Source organism: Cupriavidus phytohabitans, assembly GCF_017815025.1.
Classification (GTDB): Bacteria; Pseudomonadota; Gammaproteobacteria; order Burkholderiales; family Burkholderiaceae; genus Cupriavidus.
The window spans coordinates 19,379-38,368 of the sequence record NZ_JAGIQB010000021.1 but is presented as its reverse complement, the minus strand read 5'-3'; the positions used below and the strand labels follow the sequence as shown (position 1 = coordinate 38,368).

The window sequence follows — 18,990 nt, the reverse complement described above, 5'->3', positions numbered from 1 at the left end:
CATCGGCCAAAAAACAAAACAGCCCGCCGAAGCGGGCTGTTTTAACTTGGCTGTTGCAGGCTTACTGCGCCTTGTTGCCCTGGCTGGCAGGCGCCTTGGCGCCATCGGTGTACGGATCGTACTTGCCGGTCTTGGCGCCGTCGGTGTACGGATCGTACTTGCCGGCCTTGGCGCCGTCGGTGTTCGGGTCGACCTTCTTGCCCGAGTTGGTCAGGTCGGTGCGCGTCGACTGCTTGGCGCCATCGGTGTAGGGATCGAACTTGCCCGACTTTGCCGGATTCTGGTTCGGGCTGGCCTGCTTCTTGGTATGGCTGCCGCCGTACAGGTCGCCGCCATCGGTGTAGTTCTTCTGTGCATACACCTGCGTCGCACCCACAGCGGCGAATGCTGCAACGATCAGGGTCGAAACGGTCTTCTTCAGCATCTCTTTATCCTCGCGAATTCGGCATCGCAGCGCCTGCGCGATGCCGGGTTGGGGCCGAGCGTGGACCGGCATGCGGTGCCGGCCGTGTGGCGGATCACCCAGCTAATGTACCGAGTTGGCGCGTGTCCGCAAAGTGAAAGTTTCTTCTAGGGATATTGAAACGCTTGGGCGGGTCTTGCGTCCTGTTCAAGATCAAGATTCAGTTGATGGGAGTGGAAATTTCCCAGCATTAGTGCCGTTATCGGCACGTTTGGTGACGTCCAGACGAAAAAACGGCTGCCATCGGGCAGCCGTTTGCTGAGCTCTTTGTGTAGAGCGCCGGTTATTCCAGCGTGATGTTCTGGTCATGCGCAATCTTCTTGCGCAGGTCGAGTTCGCGCTTGATCTGCGCGGCGTACTGGGCCGAGGTATTGCCGTCAGTGTAGGCGCCGCTTTCAGCCAGCCGGCGCTTCACGTTCGGGTCCTGCAGGGCCTTGACCGCGGCGTCGTGCACGCGCGTGATGATGGCAGCGGGCGTGCCGGCCGGCGCGACCAGGCCGTACCAGGCCATGTTGTTCATGTCCTTCATGCCCGCTTCGGCAAAGGTCGGCACGTCCGGCAGGCCTTCGACGCGCTTGGGTGCCGCCACCGCCAGCGCGCGCAGCTTGCCGGCCTGGATATGCGGCATCGACGACGGCAGGTTGTCGAACTGCGCGTTGACCTGGCCGGCCAGCGTGTCGTTCAGCGCCGGGCCCGATCCGCGGTAGGGGATATGGACCATGTCGGTCTTGGTGATGTCCTTGAACAGCTCGCCATCCAGGTGCGAGATGCTGCCCTTGCCGGCGGAAGCGTAGCTGTACTTGCCGGGGTTGGCCTTCAGCAGCGCGACGAATTCCTTCAGCGTCTTGGCCGGCACCTTGGGGTTCACCGTCAGCACGTTGGGCACGTTGACCAGGTTGGTGATCGGCACGAAGTCCTTGAGCGGGTCGTACGGATTCTTCGGATTGGTGGCCGGGTTGGTCGCCATGGTGCTGACCGTGGCGATGCCGAGCGTGTAGCCGTCCGGCGCGGACTTGGCCAGCGCGTCGGCCCCGATCGCGCCACCGCCGCCGCCGCGGTTTTCGACCACCACCGGCTGGCCCAGCTCGCGGCCCAGGCTGTCGGAGACCGCGCGCGCGACGATATCGGTGGTGCCGCCGGCCGCGAACGGGACGATCAGGCGGATCGGCTTGGTGGGGTAGGACTGCGCCTGGGCAAGGCCGGCACAGGCCAGGCCGATGGCTGCGACGCAGGCGGCTGCGCCTGCTTTGTTGACTGCTTTCAAGGATGCCTCCGTTCTTCTTTCACTGATTGCTTGCCAGGCGGGCTGCGGGCGTTCTCTCGGGCGCAACGCCATCGTGCGCCCCGCGCCGTCAGTCTTCCCCGCCGGCTGACCCGGCCGCTCCGGGGTGCGGCAGCGGCCTGCACATTGCGATGGTTCCGCGATACGGAACCATGTTCCACAACGTGCGCGGAAGCGATTCAACCGGGAAAGGGCGCAGAAGGGTATTGGTGACAACCCGCGTATCAAGAAAACAGCGGAAGTGCCGTGCGGCCGATCACGGTTTGCGCAGGCGCCGGAAAGGAAGGGAAAGGGCAGGCCAAAATGAAAAAAGCCGGAAGCAAGCTTCCGGCTTTTTCCTGAATTCGCTGGTGGGGCGTGAGTGACTCGAACACTCGACCTACGGATTAAGAGTCCGCTGCTCTACCAACTGAGCTAACGCCCCAACGAAGAAAAAGATTGTAGCAAGGTATCGGATACTGCGCAATACCCTTTCGCCATTCTTGCCAAGGCGGGCGGCAGCAGGGCTTGCGCCCGCCGCTACAATTCGGCACGCCCTGATATCCGGTACACACCGCCAGCCCATGCACGCCAGAGTCCTGCGCTATCTCGACGAGGTTGTCCGCCGCGGTTCGATCCGCAAGGCGGCCGAGCACCTGCACGTGGCGCCAACGGCCGTGAACCGGCAGATCCTTGACCTGGAAGCCGAACTGGGGGCGCCGCTGTTCGAGCGCATCAACAAGCGGCTGCGGCTGACGCCCCTGGGCGAGATGGTGCTGGCCCACGTCCGCCAGACGCTGCGCGAGCATGAAGCACTGCGCGAGCGTATCGAAGAATTCAAGGGCGCTCGCCGCGGCGACGTCACCGTGGCGGTCACCGCGGGGCTGGCCGGCTCGCTGATGCCGTCGCTGGTGCATGACTTCCGCCAGCGCTACCCGGGCATCGTGGTGCGCGTCAATGACCTGCCGGTCGCCGGGATCGTCGCGGCGGTCGAGCAGGGCGATGCCGATCTCGGGCTTGGCTACGATCTGCCGGAACTGCCCGCCTTCCGCGCGCTGGCCAGCAGCGACTGGCAGATTGGCGCGGTGGTGCCGCCGGGCCATGCGCTGGCGGCGCATCCGTCCGTGCTGCTGAGCGAATGCGTCGGCTATCCGCTGATCCTGCCCGCGCCGTCGCTGTCGATCCGCGCGCTGCTGGATGCCGCCTTCTCCCGCAATGCCATCGAAGTGTCGCCAGTGGCGGAGTCGACCTCGACCGTGCTGATCCGCCAGCTGGTCATGCTGGGCACCGGCGTGGCGCTGCTGAACCCGCTCGATGTCATGGAGGAGCGCGCGCGACAGGCGCTGGTGTACGTGCCGCTGCGCGACCGCCACCTGCAGGGGCAGACGCTGACGCTGGTGGCGCGTGCCCGCGGCACCCTATCCGCGGCCGCGGAACTGATGGCCGAGCGCATCGGCGATGCGCTGGCCACGTTGTTCGCCCAGGCCCGCTAGTCGGGATGGCGCAGGTGTCCACTTTTTGTGGACATAGGTGCTCGGAATTCGATGCTTAGGCGCGAGCATGCCTTCGCCTTAGACTGGCGGCATCTGTCCCCCAAGAACCGAAGGAATGCCGCCATGACCCTGATTGCCCTGAACGCCGACGTACTCGTCACCATGGACGCGCAGCGCCGCGAGATCCGCGACGGCGCGCTGGTCGCCGAAGGGCCGGCGGTGCAATGGGTCGGTCCGACGGCCGACCTGCCGGCGCAATACCGCCGCATGGTCGACGACGGCAGCGCGCAGGTCCTCGACATGCGCGGCCGCGTGGTGACGCCAGGCCTGGTCAACACGCATCACCACATGTACCAGAGCCTGACGCGCGCCGTGCCCGCCGCGCAGGATGCCGAGCTGTTCTCGTGGCTGACCAACCTGTTCATGCTGTGGTCGCACCTGACGCCGGAAATGATCGCCGTGTCGACCAGGACCGCGATGGCCGAGCTGATGCTGTCCGGCTGCACCACCACCAGCGATCACCTCTACCTGTTCCCCAACGGTTCGCGCCTGGACGATTCGATCGCCGCCGCGCAGGAGATGGGTATGCGCTTCCACGCCGCGCGCGGCTCGATGAGCGTGGGCCAAAGCAAGGGCGGCCTGCCGCCCGACGTCGTGGTCGAAGATGAGGCCGCGATCCTGCGCGACAGCCAGCGGCTGGTCGAGCAGTACCACGACGGCGCGCGCCACGCGATGCTGCGCGTGGTGCTGGCGCCGTGCTCGCCGTTCTCGGTGTCGCGCGATCTCATGCGCGAGTCGGCGGTGATGGCGCGCCATTACGGCGTGTCGTTGCACACCCACCTGGCCGAGAATGACAACGACATCGCGTACTCGCGCGAGAAGTTCGGGCTGACGCCGGCGCAGTATGCCGAAGACCTGGGCTGGGTCGGTCACGACGTCTGGCATGCGCACTGCGTGAAGCTCGATGAAGAGGGCATTGCGCTGTTCGCGCGTACCGGCACCGGCGTGGCGCATTGCCCGTGCTCGAACATGCGGCTCGCCTCGGGCATTGCACCGGTGCGCGCGATGCGCGAAGCCGGCGTGCCGGTCGGCCTGGGTGTCGACGGCAGCGCCTCGAACGATGGCGCGCACATGCTGGGCGAAGCGCGCCAGGCCATGCTGCTGCAGCGCGTCGGCTATGGCCCGGCCGCGATGAGCGCGCGCGAGGCGCTGGAGATCGCCACGCTGGGGGGCGCACGCGTGCTCAACCGCGACGATATCGGCGCGCTCGCGCCGGGCATGTCGGCGGACTTTGTTGCCTTCGATATGTCAGGGGTGGGCTTTGCCGGCGGCGGCCACGACCTGGTCGCTTCGCTGGTGTTCTGCACCCCGGCCAATGTCGCAGCGAGCGTGATCAACGGCCGCGAAGTGGTGCGCGATGGTGTGCTGCTGACAGCGGACCTGCCCAGCGTGCTGACGCGGCATCGCGCATTGGCGCGCACGCTGTTCGAGCGCGCCAGCGTCGGCGCCTGACCTGACTGCAGCGAGGCGACCTGGCGCAGGCATTGCATGCCTGCGCCAGCGTTCGACGAAACACCGGACGGAAAAGCAAAAGGCCGGAAGCATTGCTGCTTCCGGCCTTCTTGTATTCGCTGGTGGGGCGTGAGTGACTCGAACACTCGACCTACGGATTAAGAGTCCGCTGCTCTACCAACTGAGCTAACGCCCCAACGAAGAACGAGATTCTAGCATGATTTTCGGCGCTGTCAACAGTTTGCGCGCAACCCGGCGCAACGCTTTCGCGCATGCCGATGCCGGCAACCGTCAGGTGAACGGAACCGAACGCCACCCTTGCTGGTCTTCGGATTGAGCGCAATCGCACAAGCTGGATCCGCACGATATCGCCGGAGCCATGTTAGGATTCTTCTCCACTTGCATATGGAGGGCTGCACCGATGGATATTAAATTCCAAGAGCAAGAGCGCTACGACATCAACAATGAAGGCTTGCTCTTTCAGGCGATCGTCAATGGCGAGAAAGTGACTTGCGTAGTGACACGCGAGGCACTGTGGGAAGGCTTCAGCGCAGACCAGGTGCTGTCGCTGGAAGAGGCATTCCGTGCCGGCCGCGAAACCATCGAACGCGCCGCCGTGGTGCTGATCGAGCAGGGCGCGCCCCAGCCAATCGTCGTCAAGCGCGCCCACGTGGCGCCGATCTGATGAGGATGGATGCCCCGGCCAGCCGTCGGCATGCCGCGGGCGCCCATCCACCATCAGGCATCACCGCCTAGATCAACGCTCATGGCCGTCCGGCCTTGCGTACCCGGCCCGGCAACGCCGGCGCAGGCACCAACGTCTTCCTTGCTGTTTCAATTTCCGGTTGTTTAACACTGTCCTCAGCGTTTTTTTCTTGCTGACGGCATCTTGTGTGCGACGTATCAGCGCGACGCGTCAGCGTGCCGCCGCAGTGGCGCATGCCCCCGGCCGCGGTGCGCTGCTGGCCGCATCCGCATTGACGGCGTCGTGAGCGGATGCTCCCGGCCGTGACGCGCATTCTTCAAAGATCCTGACGCGGCACTGCGCGCAGATCTCGGGCGAGAGCTTGCCGATGATCGTGTGCAGCGCCTGCCGCTTGGTCGGGAAGATATGGTCCGGCCCCAGCTTGTTGCTGAAGCCGGTCTGCTCCCACGTCTGCAGCACCTGTGTGCGTGGGCGGTGGAAGTAGAGGTCGCCGCCCATGGCGCGGCGCTCGACCAGCTCGTTTTCCCACATCTCCGCGCCTGCCAGGTCGATGAAATTCATGCTCTTGGTCATCGCCAGCAAGTGCGTCTGGCCGGCATTGACCGTGCGCAGCCAGTGCAGGCGGTCGGTCACGTACTGCACGGCGCCGAAGTAGATCGCGCCTTCCATGCGCAGCAGCTTGAGCTGCGGGCACTCCGGCTGCGGACGGTGCAGTTCGTCCAGCGGCGTGAAGCGCCGGTCCGGGTCGTCGGCATCCGGCACCAGGCTGCGCACTGCCGGCCTGGAGGTCCGGTACAGGTAGGCCACCAGTGACAACACGGTGCCGAGCAGCACCGCCATCTCGAGCCGGATCACCAGCGTCGCGGCGAAGGTGCCGATGGCAATCGCGAACTCGGTACGGCTCAGCGTGAAGATGCGCCGCAGCCGTGCGATATCGAGCAGTCCCCACGCCACCAGCAGCAGCATGGCGCCGATCGCCGCCATCGGGATCTGCGCCAGCAGCGGCGCGCTGAGCGCGACCAGCGCTACCAGCCACAGCGCCGAGAACACGCTGGCCAGCGGTGTGCGCGCGCCGGCTTCAAAGTTGGGCATAGAGCGGTTGAGCGAGCCGCACGAGATATAGCCGGAGAAAAAGCCGCCGGCGATATTGGACAGGCCCTGGCCGATGAATTCGCGGTTGGCATCGATATGCTGCCCCGAGCGCAGCGCCACCGCCTTGGCGATCGAGATCGACTGGCCCAGCGCGACGATGGTCAGTGCCGAGGCGATGCCGAGCAGGTCGGGGAGCTTGCGCCAGTCGAGGTCGGGCACATGGAAATGCGGCAGCGCCGACGGGATCGGCCCGACCACGTTCACATGCTGGGTGCCGGTGCCTGCCTGGTTCAGCAGCAGCGCCACGCCATAGCCGGCCAGCAGGCCCAGCAGCATGAACGGCAGCTTGCGCCACAGCCGCTTGCACAGCAGCGTCACCGCCAGCGTCACGGCAGCGACGGCCGCCGCGGACCAGTTGATGGTGTCGGCGTGTCCGGCCAGGTGGCGCAGCACGCCGAAGGCGCTGGTGCCGGTCGGCACTTGCAGGCCGAACACATCCTTCAGCGCATACAGCCCGATCAGGGTCGCGGCACCGCAGGTGAAACCGAGCAGCACCGACGGCGAAATAAAGTTGGCGAGCGAACCGAGCCGCAGCGTGCCGACCGCTAGCTGCATCACGCCGACCACGATGGTCACCGTCAGCGCCAGCCCGATATACGCGGGGCTGCCGGCGAACGCGAGCGGGCTCAGCATCGCGAACATCGCCAGCGAATTGGCATTGGTCGGCCCTGACATCACGTGCCAGCTCGAACCGAACAGCGCCGCGACGATGCAGGGCACCACCGCGCTGTAGATGCCGTACTGCGGCGGCAGTCCGGCCAGCGTGGCGAAGGCAACGCCCTGCGGCAATACCAGCACCGCGCCGAGCAGGCCGGCGACCACGTCGGCGCGCAGCGTGGCGCGGTCGATGCGCTGGCGCCACGGGAACATGCGATGCAGGAAAGTGCCTTGCGTGGATGCTGTCATGGGAGAGCAGGTACTGACTCGTCGGCGGCCTGCACGGGGCCGTATATGGGGGGCTAGCCGCAGTGCAGCGTGGCAACCACGGGCGTGTGGTCCGAAGGCTGCTCCCAGGTGCGCGGCACGCGGTCGATCACGCAGCCGGAGCATTGCTCCACCAGCGCCGGCGACAGCAGGATATGGTCAATGCGCAGCCCGGCATTGCGGCGGAACGCCATCATGCGGTAGTCCCACCAGGAGAAGCTCTTCTCCGGCTGCTCGAACCTGCGGAAGGCATCGGCCAGGCCCAGCTCCACCAGTGCGGCAAAGGCGGCGCGCTCCGGCGGCGACACGAGGTTCTGGCCTACCCACTTGGCCGGGTCGTGCACATCACGGTCCTCGGGCGCGATATTGAAGTCGCCCAGCAGCGCGAGGCGCGGATGGCGCTGCATTTCCTCGCGCAGCCACGCGGTCATCGCTTCCAGCCACTTGAGCTTGTACGTGAACTTCTCCGACTCGGGCGACTGGCCGTTGGGGAAGTAGGCACAGACCAGCCGCAGGTCGCCGTAGGTGGCGGCGATCACGCGCTGCTGCGCGTCCTCGAAGCCGGGGATGTTGCGCACCACGTCGACCGGCCCGGGCATGCTGGCGTCGCGGGCGAGGATGGCAACGCCGTTGTATGTCTTCTGGCCGGTATAGATGCTGTGGAAGCCGGCATTCTCCAGTTCGGCCAGCGGATACTTGTCGTCCGGCAGCTTCAGTTCCTGCAGGCACAGCGCGTCGATCGGCGCGCCGGCCTGGTCCTGCTCGGCCAGCCATTGCAGCACCTGCGGCAGGCGCACCTTCAGGGAATTGACATTCCAGCTGGCGATCCGCAGCGGACCGGTGGTGGGCAGTGCAACCGCGCTCATGCCGCCATCCCGCCGTGGCGCAGCAGCGCATCGATCTGCGGCGCGCGGCCGCGGAAGGCGACGAAGGATTCCATTGCCGGGCGGCTGCCGCCCACCGACAGGATCTCGCGCTGGTAGCGTGCGCCGGTCTCGCTGTCGAGCACGGTGCCCGACAGCTGTGCCGCTTCCTCGAACGCAGCGTAGACGTCGGCCGACAGCACCTCCGCCCACTTGTAGCTGTAGTAGCCCGCCGCGTAGCCGCCGGCAAAGATATGGCTGAAGGTGTTCGGCCAGCGCGACAGCGGATGCTGCGGCACCACGTGCACGCGGTCATTGATCTGGCGCGACAGATCCAGCACCGAGGCGGCGCCGGCCGGGTCGAAGTCCGTGTGCAGGTGCATGTCGAACGACGAGAACACGATCTGGCGCAGCGTCATCATGCCGTTCTGGAAGTTCTTGGCGGCCAGCATGCGGTCGAACAGCGCGCGTGGCAGCGGGGCGCCAGTGTCGACGTGCTGCGTCATGCCGGTCAGCACTTCGTATTCCCAGCAGAAGTTCTCCATGAACTGCGACGGCAGCTCCACCGCATCCCATTCCACGCCGTTGATGCCCGATACGCCCAGCTCGCCCACCTGCGTCAGCATGTGGTGCAGGCCGTGGCCGAACTCATGGAACAGCGTGATCACTTCGTCGTGCGTGAACAGCGCGGGCTTGTTGCCCACCGGCGCGGAGAAGTTGCAGGTCAGGTACGCGACCGGCGTCTGCACGCCGCCGTGCACCAGCACCTTGCGGCCGCGGGCGTCGTCCATCCACGCGCCGCCGCGCTTGCCTTCGCGCGCGTACAGGTCGATGTAGAACTGGGCCAGCAGCGTGCCGTCGGCGGTGGTCACTCGGAAGAAGCGCACGTCCTTGTGCCAGGTCTGCGCCGGCTCGGCCTCGATGCGTACCGAGAACAGTTTCTGCACCACGCCGAACAGGCCTTCCAGTACCTTGGGCTCCGGGAAGTACTGCTTGACCTCGTGCTCGGAGAACGCGTAGCGCTGCTGGCGCAGCTTTTCCGAGGCGTAGGCCACGTCCCACGGCTGCAGGTCGGACAGGCCGAGTTCGGCGGCGGCGAAGGCCTTCAGTTCGGCCCAGTCCTTCTCGGCGAAGGGCCGTGCCTTGACGGCGAGCTCGTCGAGGAACTTCAGCACTTCGGCCGGCGATTCGGCCATCTTCGGCACCAGCGAGACTTCGCCGTAGCACTGGTAGCCGAGCATCTGCGCTTCTTCGCGGCGCAGCGCCAGCTGGTCGCGCATGTTGGCCGTGTTGTCCCACTCGCCCTGGCCCTGGCCGTATTGCGCGCCCAGTTCCGAGGCGCGCGTGACATTGGCCTCGTACAGCGTCTGGCGCAGCGCGCGGTCGTCGGCGTACTGCAGCACCGGGAAGTATGAGGGGAAGTGCAGCGTGAATTTCCAGCCGGCCTTGCCGTCTTTCCCGGCGGCGTGGCGGGCGGCTTCCTTTGCATCGTCGGGCAGGCCGGCCAGGCGTGCCTCGTCCTCGATAACCAGTGCGTAGGTGTTGGTGGCGTCGAGCACGTGGTCGGAGAAGGCCTTGGACAGCTGCGCCTGCTGCTCCTGGATCTCGGCGAAGCGCGGCTTCTGGTCTTCAGGCAGCTCGGCGCCGCCCAGGCGGAAGCCGCGCAGCTCATTGTCGATCAGCTGGTGGCGGGCTGCGCTCATGCCCGCGAATTCGGGGCTGGCGGCCAGCGCCTTGTACTTTTCATACAGCGCCAGGCTCTGGCCGAGCGACGACCAGAACTCGGTCATGCGCGGCAGGTTGTCGGCGTGCGCCTTGCGCAGCTCCGGCGTGTCGGCGACGGCGCTCAGGTGGCTGACCACGCCCCACGCGCGGCCCAGCGGCTCTGTGGCGGCTTCCAGTGCCTGCACGGCGTTGGCCCAGTCGGCTGGCGTGGCAGGGTCCTCGGCACGGGCGACGGCCTGCTGCGCGCGTTCCAGCAGCACGTCCAGCGCCGGGCTGATGTGCTCGGGCCGGATCTCGGCGAAGCGGGGCAGGTCGGAAAAGTCCAGCAGCGGATTGTTGGCCGGGGTGGCTTGTGCGGCTTGGTCCATGGCGTGTTCTCGGTTGGCTGGCCTCAAAGGTCGATGCCCCGCAGATGGGGGCGGGGGGCGGGCATTTCCAGCACCCCTTGTGGCGTACTGTACGTCGGATGTGCGCCGGATGTACGCCGAACGCGCGGGCGCGTCAGCCCGCGGCGCGTTCCGCCGCTTCCAGCGTGTTGACCAGCAGCATGGTGATGGTCATCGGGCCGACGCCGCCCGGCACCGGCGTGACGTAGCCCGCCACCTCGCGCACGCCGGCGAAGTCAACGTCGCCGCACAGCTTGCCGTTGTCGTCGCGGTTCATGCCCACGTCGATCACGACGGCGCCCGGCTTGACCATGTCGGCGGTAATCAGGTTGCGCTTGCCGACCGCGGCGACGATCACGTCGGCCTCGCGGGTGTGGGCGCCGATATCGCGCGTCTTGCTGTTGCAGATGGTGACGGTGGCGCCGGCCTGGAGCAGCAGCATCGCCATCGGCTTGCCGACGATGTTGGAGGCGCCGACCACCACGGCACGCGCGCCGCGCAGCGGGTACTGGATCGACTCCAGCATCTTCATGCAGCCGTAAGGCGTGCACGGGCGGAACAGCGGGGCGCCGGTCATCAGCGCGCCGGCATTGGCAACGTGGAAGCCGTCGACGTCCTTTTCCGGGGCGATCGCTTCCAGCACCTTGTGGCTGTCGATGTGCTTGGGCAGCGGCAGCTGCACCAGGATGCCGTGGATGCTCGGGTCCTGGTTGAGCGCGTCGATGCGGGCCAGCAATTCCGCCTCGGACAGGTCGGCCGGGTAACGGTCCAGCGAGGAGTGGAAGCCGTTGTCCTGGCAGGCCTTGACCTTGTTGCGCACGTAGACCTGGCTGGCCGGATCCTCGCCGACCAGGATCACGGCCAGGCCGGGGCGGTGACCGCGCTCGGTCAGGCTGGCGGCGCGCTGGGCGGCTTCGGAGCGGATTTGTTTGGCAAGGGCGTTGCCGTCGATCAGTTGGGCAGACATGGAGGAAAAGACCGGTTTGGGCGGGTTTGTGCGAATTTGAACGGATCCGGCAGATTGCTTTGGCCGCGGGTGGCGTGCGCCCGTCATGCGGGCATGCGGATCAAAGGCGAATTATAAAGGGTCGGTGCGGGCTGGCGCGCGCAGCTTGATCGGATGCAAGGCTGGTACGGGTGCAGGGCTGGTAGCATCGGATGTATGCACACCGCGCTCCCGTCCCTGCTGTCAGACCCGCTGCTGGTCGTCGTGTCCCTCACCGGACTGCTGTGGGCGCTGGCACGCCGCCCGTGGCAATTGCTGCGGCGCAATTCGCTGCAGCACGCCTGGCTGGGGGCGATGGTGCTGGTGGCGCTGCTGTGGACGGTACGCGCCACGCTGGTCGGCGGGCTGGTGATCCAGTTGCTGGGCGCCACGCTGATGGTGACGTTGTTCGGGCTGCCACTGGCGCTGCTGTCGCTGTTCGTGGTGGACCTGGTGTCGCTGTTCGGGCTCGAATACCTGGCCGGGCACAGCTGGGCGCTGTTCGACTGGCCCTCGCTGTGGGTGCGCTATACCTGGCTGGCGCTGGTGCCGGCACTGATCTCGGCCGGCCTGCAGGCGCTGCTGCGGCGCTGGCTGCCGCGTCATCCGTTCGTCTTTATCCTGGGGCACGGCTATTTCACCGCGGGAGTGGCGGCGCTGGGCGCCAGCGCGGCGCAGGCGGCGTGGCGGCACGTGATGGCGCCGGGACTGCCGTTCACCGTGGCCGATACGCTGACGGCAACGGTGATCCTGGCGTTTGGCGAGGCGTTCCTGACCGGCATGCTGGTGGCCATCTTTGTGGTCTACCGGCCGCAATGGGTGGTCACCTTCCGGGACGAGGAATACCTGAATAACTAGGCAGAAAGCGGGCGCTTGCGCGCGCCCGGGAGGCGGGCGGCCACATGACAGGGCCAGCGCATGGTGCTGACGGGCCCCGGCGGCGTCAGCTGTTGCGCGACAGCGCCAGGCGCAGCAGGTCTGCCACCGTGTTGACGTTGAGCTTTTCCATGATGTTGGCGCGGTGCGCCTCCACTGTCTTGATGGAAATGCCCAGGTCATCGGCGATCTGCTTGTTCAGGCGGCCAGCCACGATGCGCTCCAGCACCTGCTGCTCGCGCGTGGTCAGCTTGCCCAGCAAATCCTTGGCGGCGCGCTGCTCGCGTGCGGCGGAATGGTCGGTGCGGGCCTTCTGCAGCATGCGCTCGACCAGCGCGCGCAGCTCGGATTCGTCGAACGGCTTCTCGATGAAATCGATGGCACCGCGCTTCATGGTCGATACCGCCATCGGCACGTCGCCGTGGCCGGTGATGAAGACGATCGGGATATTGATATTCTCGGCGATCATCCGCTCCTGCAGTTCCGGGCCGCTCATGCCGGGCATGCGCACGTCGAGGATCAGGCAGGACACCTGGCTGGCGTCATAGGCGGCGAGGAACTGCTCGGCGCTGGTAAAGCTGCGTACCTGGTAGCCATTGCCCTCCAGCAACCAGGTCAGCGAGTCGCGCATGGCTTCATCGTCGTCGACGATGAACACGGTCTCGCCGCGGTGGGGCGTGGGGTTTGGCGTTGCGGTCATGTAGTCTCCTCGGGACAACAATTCATTGCTGCGAAGTGTAACCGCCCCGGGGCCTCTGTGGCGAGACAGGGCCCCCACATGCGCAGGGAGTCTGGCGCCGGCCTGCCGGGGATGTCCGGAACGATTCGGACAGCGGTGGAATGCGGGGTTATTGCTCAGCCATCACGGGATGCAGCGGCAGCATGATCTTGAAGGTGCAGCCAATGCCGTCGACATTGTTCTCCACCCACAGCCGGCCCTGGTGCGACTCGATGATCGAGCGGCAGATATTCAGCCCCATGCCCATGCCGTCGGACTTGGTACTGAAGAAGGGCTCGAACAGGCGCTCCTTGGTGGCTTCGTCGACGCCCGGACCCTGGTCGATGACGTCGATATGGATGTTGTCGCCGATCTCGCCCGGCTCCACGCGCGCATGCAGGCGCACCACGCCGCCGGCGCGCAACGCCGGCAGGCCGGCCATGGCTTCGACCGCGTTCTTGAGCAGGTTCACCAGCACCTGCTCGATCAGTACCGGGTCGACATAGATTGCCACCGGCGGCGCCGGCAGCCGGGTCAGGATGGTGACGCGGCGCCGGGTCGCTTCCAGGTCGGCCAGGCCCACGGCATCGGCGACGATATCGTGCAGCGCCGCTTCGCGCCGCTGCGGCTGGCTGCGTTTCACAAAGCCGCGGATGCGGCTGATGATGGTGCCCGCGCGCACGGCCTGCGCGGAAGTTTTCTCGAGTACCGGGATCAGGTCCTCCGGCGTGCTGCGGCCCGAACGCAGCCGTGCCACCGCGCCCATGCAGTAGTTGTTGATCGCCGCCAGCGGCTGGTTCAGCTCGTGCGCCAGCGACGACGCCATCTCGCCCATGGTGGTCAGGCGGCTGGTGAACTGCAGGCGTTCTTCATGCTGGCGCGCCATTTCCTCGGCGGCCTTGCGCACGGTGATGTCGGTGGCGATCTGCATCTGCGCCAGGTGACCGTCGACCCACTGGATATAGCGGCGGCGCACTTCAAACCATTTCTGCATGTCGGGCACGAACACCTCGCGCGCGTCCGACGCGTAGGGCATCAACTCGGAAGCGGGCAGGCCGGCGTAGGCGTCGACGTAATCGGTGTTGTCGCTCGAGACCTGTTCCTTGTCGAGATCGTCGCCGGCGAGCTTGAGGTGGCCCTCGGCCTCCCAGCCGAACAGCTGGCGGTAATAGCGGTTGGCGAACAGCAGCTCGGCCTTGTCGGTGGCGAGCACCGACACCGCGGCGTCCAGGCTCTCCAGCACCGTGGTGAAGCGGTCATGCGCGGCGGCCAGTTCCTCGCGCGCGCGCTTGGGCTCGGTGATGTCCGTCATCGAGCTCATCCAGCCGGTATGGCGGCCGCGGCTGTCGACCAGCGGCGACACGTACATGCGCGCGTAGAAGCTGCTGCCGTCGCGGCGCATCGTGCGCATCTCGTAGCCGCCGGCGGGCGACTTGCCCTGCAGCGTCAGGTCGATCTGCTTCTGCATCTCCTGCTGGTCGTTCGGCGGCCAGTAGGGGAAGGGCGGCAGGCGGCCGACCAGGTCGTTCTCCTGCCAGCCGGTCATGCGGCAGAAGGCCGGATTGACATAGGTGATGCGGCCGTTCAGGTCGAGCGCGCGCAGGCCGATCAGCATCGAGTTTTCCATCGCGCGCCGGAACGAGGTCTCGGCCAGCAGCGCGCGCTGCGCCTCGGAGCGGCGGCTGGTATGGCGCCACATGCTCCACAGGCTCCACAGCAGGAAGCAGGAAAGGCCCACCACCAGCCACAGCAGCATGTTGTTGGGCAGGTTCGACGGCGGCGGGTAGGCGTCGGCGCGCAGCGACAGCGAGTGGCCGGGCGGGTCCAGCAGCACTTCGTACGACAGCGCGTTGCCGGGCACCGGCCGCAGCGAGGTGCTGGCGCGGGTCTGGTTGTTCTTGTCGATCAGCGAGAAGCGGTAGCGCTCGGTCAGCTCCGGCGGCAGCAGGTGCGTGAGGATGCCGTTGATCGAGTACAGCGCGCCGAGCGTGCCGAGGAACTCGTTGTCGCGCACGATCGGCACCTGCATCAGCATGAAGCTGTCGCCGCGGTCGTTGACCAGCGGGCGCGAGTAGACCACGCGCTGGGTCTCGCGCGCGGCATCGAAGGTGTCCAGCACTTCCGGCTCGAGCGGCTGGTCCTGGTTCTCGCGCAGGCGCACCGCGAATTCGGACGTCGACGGCAGCGACCAGCGGCCGCGCTTGGTGGCGTCGAGCCAGTTGACAAAGACGATCTCCGGGTTCTCGCGCAGGATTTCCTGGGCGGCGGTGCGGTAAGCGCCTTGCTCCAGCTGCGCGGCGGCGATGTCGCGCGCCAGCGAGGCCAGCTGGTCCTGGTTGCTGAGCAGCGACAGGCGCACGCGCTGCTGCGCCCAGGCGGCGTCGCGGTACAGCGCATCACGCTGCTGCTGGCGCTCGGTCTCGTGCAGCGACCACAGGATCACGCCCATCGCCACCGTGAACAGCACGATCGCGACCAGCGGGATGAACATGAACCAGCTGGTGGCGACAAGGTTGCGCCAGCGCAGCCACCACAGGCCGCGCGGGGCCGCCACCGGCGCGCCGTCGTCGGGGCCGAGCGTGTCGATCGGACCAAGCCCGGCGGCCGCGGAAGGGGTGTGGCCGGTATCGCCTCCGGCGGCCTTGGCTGTGCCCGAGGCATCGGGCGAAAGCATGGCTGCACGCAGGCGGGAAAGGAAGCGATCGAGGAACGGCATGGGAGGTATTGACGGCTGACCGTTCAGTGTACCGAGATTATTGCAGTGCGTCGCTTGGGGAAAGCGCCAATGAAATCCCCCTCGGCGCTGTCCGCGTGGGCGCCCTTGCGTCTGGCGCCATGCGGGTCGGGGCATGGCTCTTGATGCGCTGCGGTATTATTTCGCATTGTAAAAAACGATATCGCAATTTGAAAATTTCACTTGTGTTGCCCCATAGGCTTCCATAGAATCGGTTCGACCCAAGAATGCGGGCGGTAGCCATGCGCCTGCCGTGCGGAGGAACCGGAACAGGTACCCCGGCGGCGGCCCGATGCAAGGCGCGGCAGCGCCGAACCCGCAACGGTGCGAGTCAACCCGTAGAGCCCCAGAGCCGGCGCCGGAAGCGCAGGCACGGAAGCACGAATTCACCCAGGAGACAGTCATGTCCGCCGTACCAGAGCAGATTCTCGGCGCATCCAGCGCCAACGACGCCGATCCCCAGGAAACCCATGAATGGCTGGATGCCTTGCAGGGCGTCCTCGCAGCCGAGGGACCGGCGCGCGCCGCGTTCCTGATCGACAAGCAGATCGAGTACGCACGCGTGAACGGCGTGACCCAGCCGTTCCACGCCGAGACGCAGTACATCAACACCATCCCGGTGGAGCAGCAGGCCCGCATCCCCGGCGACCAGGACATCGAGCACCGCATCCGCTCGTACACCCGCTGGAACGCCATGGCGATGGTGCTGCGCGCCAACAAGCACACCAACGTCGGCGGCCATATCTCCTCGTTTGCCTCGGCGGCCACGCTGTATGACGTCGGCTACAACCATTTCTGGCGCGCCCCCTCGGAACAGAGCGGTGGCGACCTGGTCTTCGTGCAGGGCCACTCGGCACCGGGCGTGTACTCGCGCGCCTTCCTGCTGGGCCGCCTGACCCCGGACCAGCTCGACAATTTCCGCCAGGAAGTGGACGGCAAGGGCATCTCGTCATACCCGCACCCGTGGCTGATGCCGGACTTCTGGCAGTTCCCGACCGTGTCGATGGGGCTGGGCCCGATCATGGCCATCTACCAGGCCCGTTTCATGAAGTACCTGGACAGCCGCGGCCTGGCCAAGGCCGGCGATCGCAAGGTGTGGGCCTTCCTGGGCGACGGCGAGACCGACGAGCCGGAATCGCTGGGTGCGATCGGCATGGCTGGCCGCGAGAAGCTCGACAACCTGGTCTTCGTCATCAACTGCAACCTGCAGCGCCTGGATGGCCCGGTGCGCGGCAACGGCAAGATCATCCAGGAACTGGAATCCGAGTTCCGCGGTGCCGGCTGGAACGTGATCAAGGTGGTGTGGGGCAGCAAGTGGGATTCGCTGCTGGCGCGCGACACCAAGGGCCTGCTGATGAAACGCATGATGGACTGCGTGGACGGCGAGTACCAGACCATGAAGGCCAAGGATGGCGCCTACGTCCGCGAGCACTTCTTCAACACGCCTGAGCTGAAGGCGATGGTCGCCGACTGGTCCGACGAGGACATCTGGCGCCTGAACCGCGGCGGCCACGACCCGCACAAGATCTACGCCGCCTACAAGGCCGCGAGCGAGCACAAGGGCCAGCCGACGCTGATCCTGGCCAAGACCATCAAGGGCTATGGCATGGGCGATGCCGGCCAGGCCATGAACGTGGCCCACCAGCAGAAGAAGATGCCGGTGGACGCGATCCGCAAGTTCCGCGACCAGTTCAATATTCCCGTGCCCGACGACAAGCTCGACGAGGTGCCGTACCTGACCTTCGAAGAAGGCTCGAAGGAACTGGAATACATGCGCCAGGCGCGCATGAACCTGGGCGGCTACCTGCCGGCCCGCCGCCAGAAGGCCGAAGCGCTGCAGATCCCGCAGCTGTCCGCGTTCGACGCGCTGCTGAAAGCCACCGGCGAAGGCCGCGAAGTGTCCACCACCATGGCCTTCGTGCGGATCCTGAACACGCTGCTCAAGGACAAGCAGATCGGCAAGCACGTGGTGCCCATCGTGCCGGACGAATCGCGCACCTTCGGCATGGAAGGCCTGTTCCGCCAGGTCGGCATCTGGAACCAGGAAGGCCAGAAGTACGTGCCGGAAGACCATGACCAGCTGATGTTCTACAAGGAATCGCAGACTGGCCAGGTGCTGCAGGAAGGCATCAACGAAGCCGGCGCCATGTGCGACTGGATCGCCGCCGCCACGTCGTACTCGACGCACGGCGTGCAGATGATCCCGTTCTACATCTACTACTCGATGTTCGGCATCCAGCGTATCGGCGACCTGTGCTGGGCCGCTGCCGACATGCGCTCGCGTGGCTTCCTGCTGGGCGGCACCGCCGGCCGCACCACGCTGAACGGCGAAGGCCTGCAGCACGAAGACGGCCACTCGCACGTGTTCCACGCCGCGATCCCGAACTGCATCTCGTACGACCCGACCTACCAGTACGAACTGGCGGTGATCATGCAGGACGGCCTGCGCCGCATGTACGCCGAGCAGGAAGACGTCTACTACTACCTGACGGTGATGAACGAGAACTACGAGCATCCGGAAATGCCGGCTGGCGTAGAGAAGGACATCGTCAAGGGCATGTACCAGTTCCGCAAGGGCGTCGAGAACAGCAACGCGCCGCGCGTGCAGTTGCTGGGCTCGGGTACGATCTTCCGCGAGGTGGTCGCCGCCGCCGAACTGCTGAAGAAGGACTGGGGCGTCGAGTCCGACCTGTGGAGCTGCCCGAGCTTCACCGAGCTGGCCCGCGAAGGCCAGGCTGCCGAGCGCTTCAACCTGCTGCACCCGGCCGAAGCCCAGCGCGAAGCCTTTGTCACGCAGAAGCTGAAGTCAGCCCGCGGCCCGGTGATCGCCTCGACCGACTACGTGCGCGCCTTCGCCGAGCAGATCCGTCCGTTCGTGCCGCGCCGCTACGTGGTGCTGGGCACCGACGGCTTCGGCCGCTCGGATACCCGCGAGAAGCTGCGCCACTTCTTTGAAGTGGACCGCCACTGGGTCACGCTGGCCGCGCTCAAGGCGCTGGCCGACGAGGGCGCCATCAGCCGTGACAAGGTGGCCGAGGCCATCAAGAAGTACAACCTCGACCCGAGCAAGCCCAACCCGATGTCGGTCTGATCCGGCAGCCTGCACCCACCCCCGCAGTACGGCGACGCCGTGCCGCGGGCGCCCCGGCAAACCGCCGGCTGGCGCCTTGCGGCATGGCGGCGTGACAGAAG

The 18,990-nt window shown here is 66.4% G+C and carries 13 protein-coding genes and 2 tRNA genes; 5 read left to right on the top strand and 10 right to left on the bottom strand.

What is annotated here, in order from left to right:
* Nucleotides 1-61: 61 nt before the first annotated feature.
* From J8I34_RS16325 to J8I34_RS16315, 3 genes are all read right to left on the bottom strand, one after another.
* Nucleotides 62-424 (bottom strand): hypothetical protein, encoded by a 363-nt coding sequence (locus tag J8I34_RS16325; protein WP_209770573.1) that lies wholly within the window; start codon nt 422-424, stop codon nt 62-64.
* 322 nt (nt 425-746) lie between these two features.
* Complete coding sequence (locus tag J8I34_RS16320; RefSeq protein ID WP_209770569.1) at nt 747-1,727, bottom strand: Bug family tripartite tricarboxylate transporter substrate binding protein; 981 nt, start codon at nt 1,725-1,727, stop codon at nt 747-749.
* Between the two features lie 366 nt (nt 1,728-2,093).
* A tRNA-Lys gene (locus J8I34_RS16315) sits at nt 2,094-2,169 on the bottom strand.
* A 139-nt stretch (nt 2,170-2,308) separates the two neighbouring features.
* On the opposite strand from J8I34_RS16315, the gene J8I34_RS16310 reads away from it, so the two are divergent.
* Together J8I34_RS16310 and J8I34_RS16305 are read left to right on the top strand one after the other, a co-directional pair.
* Nucleotides 2,309-3,217 (top strand): LysR family transcriptional regulator, encoded by a 909-nt coding sequence (locus tag J8I34_RS16310; protein WP_209770567.1) that lies wholly within the window; start codon nt 2,309-2,311, stop codon nt 3,215-3,217.
* Nucleotides 3,218-3,340: 123 nt separating this feature from the next.
* Complete coding sequence (locus J8I34_RS16305) at nt 3,341-4,729, top strand: 8-oxoguanine deaminase (RefSeq protein ID WP_209806450.1); 1,389 nt, start codon at nt 3,341-3,343, stop codon at nt 4,727-4,729.
* 120 nt (nt 4,730-4,849) lie between these two features.
* Here the strand turns inward: J8I34_RS16305 and J8I34_RS16300 are convergent.
* Nucleotides 4,850-4,925: transfer RNA gene (locus J8I34_RS16300), tRNA-Lys, on the bottom strand.
* A 225-nt stretch (nt 4,926-5,150) separates the two neighbouring features.
* Here J8I34_RS16300 and J8I34_RS16295 point away from each other — a divergent pair.
* Nucleotides 5,151-5,414 carry a DUF1488 family protein gene (locus J8I34_RS16295; protein ID WP_029047712.1) on the top strand — a complete coding sequence of 88 codons (264 nt, stop codon included), beginning with the start codon at nt 5,151-5,153 and terminating at the stop codon, nt 5,412-5,414.
* A gap of 231 nt (nt 5,415-5,645) precedes the next feature.
* Here the strand turns inward: J8I34_RS16295 and J8I34_RS16290 are convergent, their stop codons facing one another.
* From J8I34_RS16290 to folD, 4 genes are all read right to left on the bottom strand, one after another.
* Nucleotides 5,646-7,493, bottom strand: coding sequence for a SulP family inorganic anion transporter (locus tag J8I34_RS16290; protein ID WP_245175961.1), 1,848 nt, complete (start codon nt 7,491-7,493; stop codon nt 5,646-5,648).
* A gap of 53 nt (nt 7,494-7,546) precedes the next feature.
* Nucleotides 7,547-8,377 (bottom strand): exodeoxyribonuclease III, encoded by an 831-nt coding sequence (xth, locus tag J8I34_RS16285; protein WP_198030827.1) that lies wholly within the window; start codon nt 8,375-8,377, stop codon nt 7,547-7,549.
* On the bottom strand, nt 8,374-10,467 hold the full coding sequence (locus J8I34_RS16280; protein WP_209806449.1) for a M3 family metallopeptidase: 2,094 nt from the start codon (nt 10,465-10,467) through the stop codon (nt 8,374-8,376). The genes xth and J8I34_RS16280 overlap by 4 nt, the downstream gene beginning before the upstream one ends.
* 133 nt (nt 10,468-10,600) lie before the next feature.
* Nucleotides 10,601-11,452, bottom strand: a complete 852-nt coding sequence (folD, locus tag J8I34_RS16275) for a bifunctional methylenetetrahydrofolate dehydrogenase/methenyltetrahydrofolate cyclohydrolase FolD (RefSeq protein ID WP_029047709.1) — start codon at nt 11,450-11,452, stop codon at nt 10,601-10,603.
* Between the two features lie 195 nt (nt 11,453-11,647).
* On the opposite strand from folD, the gene J8I34_RS16270 reads away from it, so the two are divergent.
* Entirely contained in the window at nt 11,648-12,328 is a 681-nt protein-coding gene (locus tag J8I34_RS16270; protein WP_209770553.1) for a hypothetical protein, read from the top strand.
* A gap of 85 nt (nt 12,329-12,413) precedes the next feature.
* Here the strand turns inward: J8I34_RS16270 and J8I34_RS16265 are convergent, their stop codons facing one another.
* Both J8I34_RS16265 and J8I34_RS16260 read right to left on the bottom strand, forming a co-directional pair.
* Entirely contained in the window at nt 12,414-13,046 is a 633-nt protein-coding gene (locus J8I34_RS16265; RefSeq protein ID WP_029047707.1) for a response regulator transcription factor, read from the bottom strand.
* A gap of 148 nt (nt 13,047-13,194) precedes the next feature.
* Nucleotides 13,195-15,780, bottom strand: a complete 2,586-nt coding sequence (locus tag J8I34_RS16260) for a PAS domain-containing sensor histidine kinase (RefSeq protein ID WP_029047706.1) — start codon at nt 15,778-15,780, stop codon at nt 13,195-13,197.
* A gap of 421 nt (nt 15,781-16,201) precedes the next feature.
* Between J8I34_RS16260 and aceE the strand changes: the two genes are divergently transcribed.
* Entirely contained in the window at nt 16,202-18,889 is a 2,688-nt protein-coding gene (aceE, locus tag J8I34_RS16255) for a pyruvate dehydrogenase (acetyl-transferring), homodimeric type (RefSeq protein ID WP_209806448.1), read from the top strand.
* Nucleotides 18,890-18,990 lie beyond the last annotated feature (101 nt).

Coding starts and splice junctions, on each gene's coding strand:
- xth (WP_198030827.1), bottom strand. CDS start 8,377: ATGAGCGCGGTTGCACTGCCCACCACCGGTCCGCTGCGGATCGCCAGC.
- J8I34_RS16305 (WP_209806450.1), top strand. CDS start 3,341: ATGACCCTGATTGCCCTGAACGCCGACGTACTCGTCACCATGGACGCG.
- J8I34_RS16325 (WP_209770573.1), bottom strand. CDS start 424: ATGCTGAAGAAGACCGTTTCGACCCTGATCGTTGCAGCATTCGCCGCT.
- aceE (WP_209806448.1), top strand. CDS start 16,202: ATGTCCGCCGTACCAGAGCAGATTCTCGGCGCATCCAGCGCCAACGAC.
- J8I34_RS16260 (WP_029047706.1), bottom strand. CDS start 15,780: ATGCCGTTCCTCGATCGCTTCCTTTCCCGCCTGCGTGCAGCCATGCTT.
- J8I34_RS16280 (WP_209806449.1), bottom strand. CDS start 10,467: ATGGACCAAGCCGCACAAGCCACCCCGGCCAACAATCCGCTGCTGGAC.
- J8I34_RS16270 (WP_209770553.1), top strand. CDS start 11,648: ATGCACACCGCGCTCCCGTCCCTGCTGTCAGACCCGCTGCTGGTCGTC.
- J8I34_RS16290 (WP_245175961.1), bottom strand. CDS start 7,493: ATGACAGCATCCACGCAAGGCACTTTCCTGCATCGCATGTTCCCGTGG.
- J8I34_RS16295 (WP_029047712.1), top strand. CDS start 5,151: ATGGATATTAAATTCCAAGAGCAAGAGCGCTACGACATCAACAATGAA.
- folD (WP_029047709.1), bottom strand. CDS start 11,452: ATGTCTGCCCAACTGATCGACGGCAACGCCCTTGCCAAACAAATCCGC.
- J8I34_RS16265 (WP_029047707.1), bottom strand. CDS start 13,046: ATGACCGCAACGCCAAACCCCACGCCCCACCGCGGCGAGACCGTGTTC.
- J8I34_RS16310 (WP_209770567.1), top strand. CDS start 2,309: ATGCACGCCAGAGTCCTGCGCTATCTCGACGAGGTTGTCCGCCGCGGT.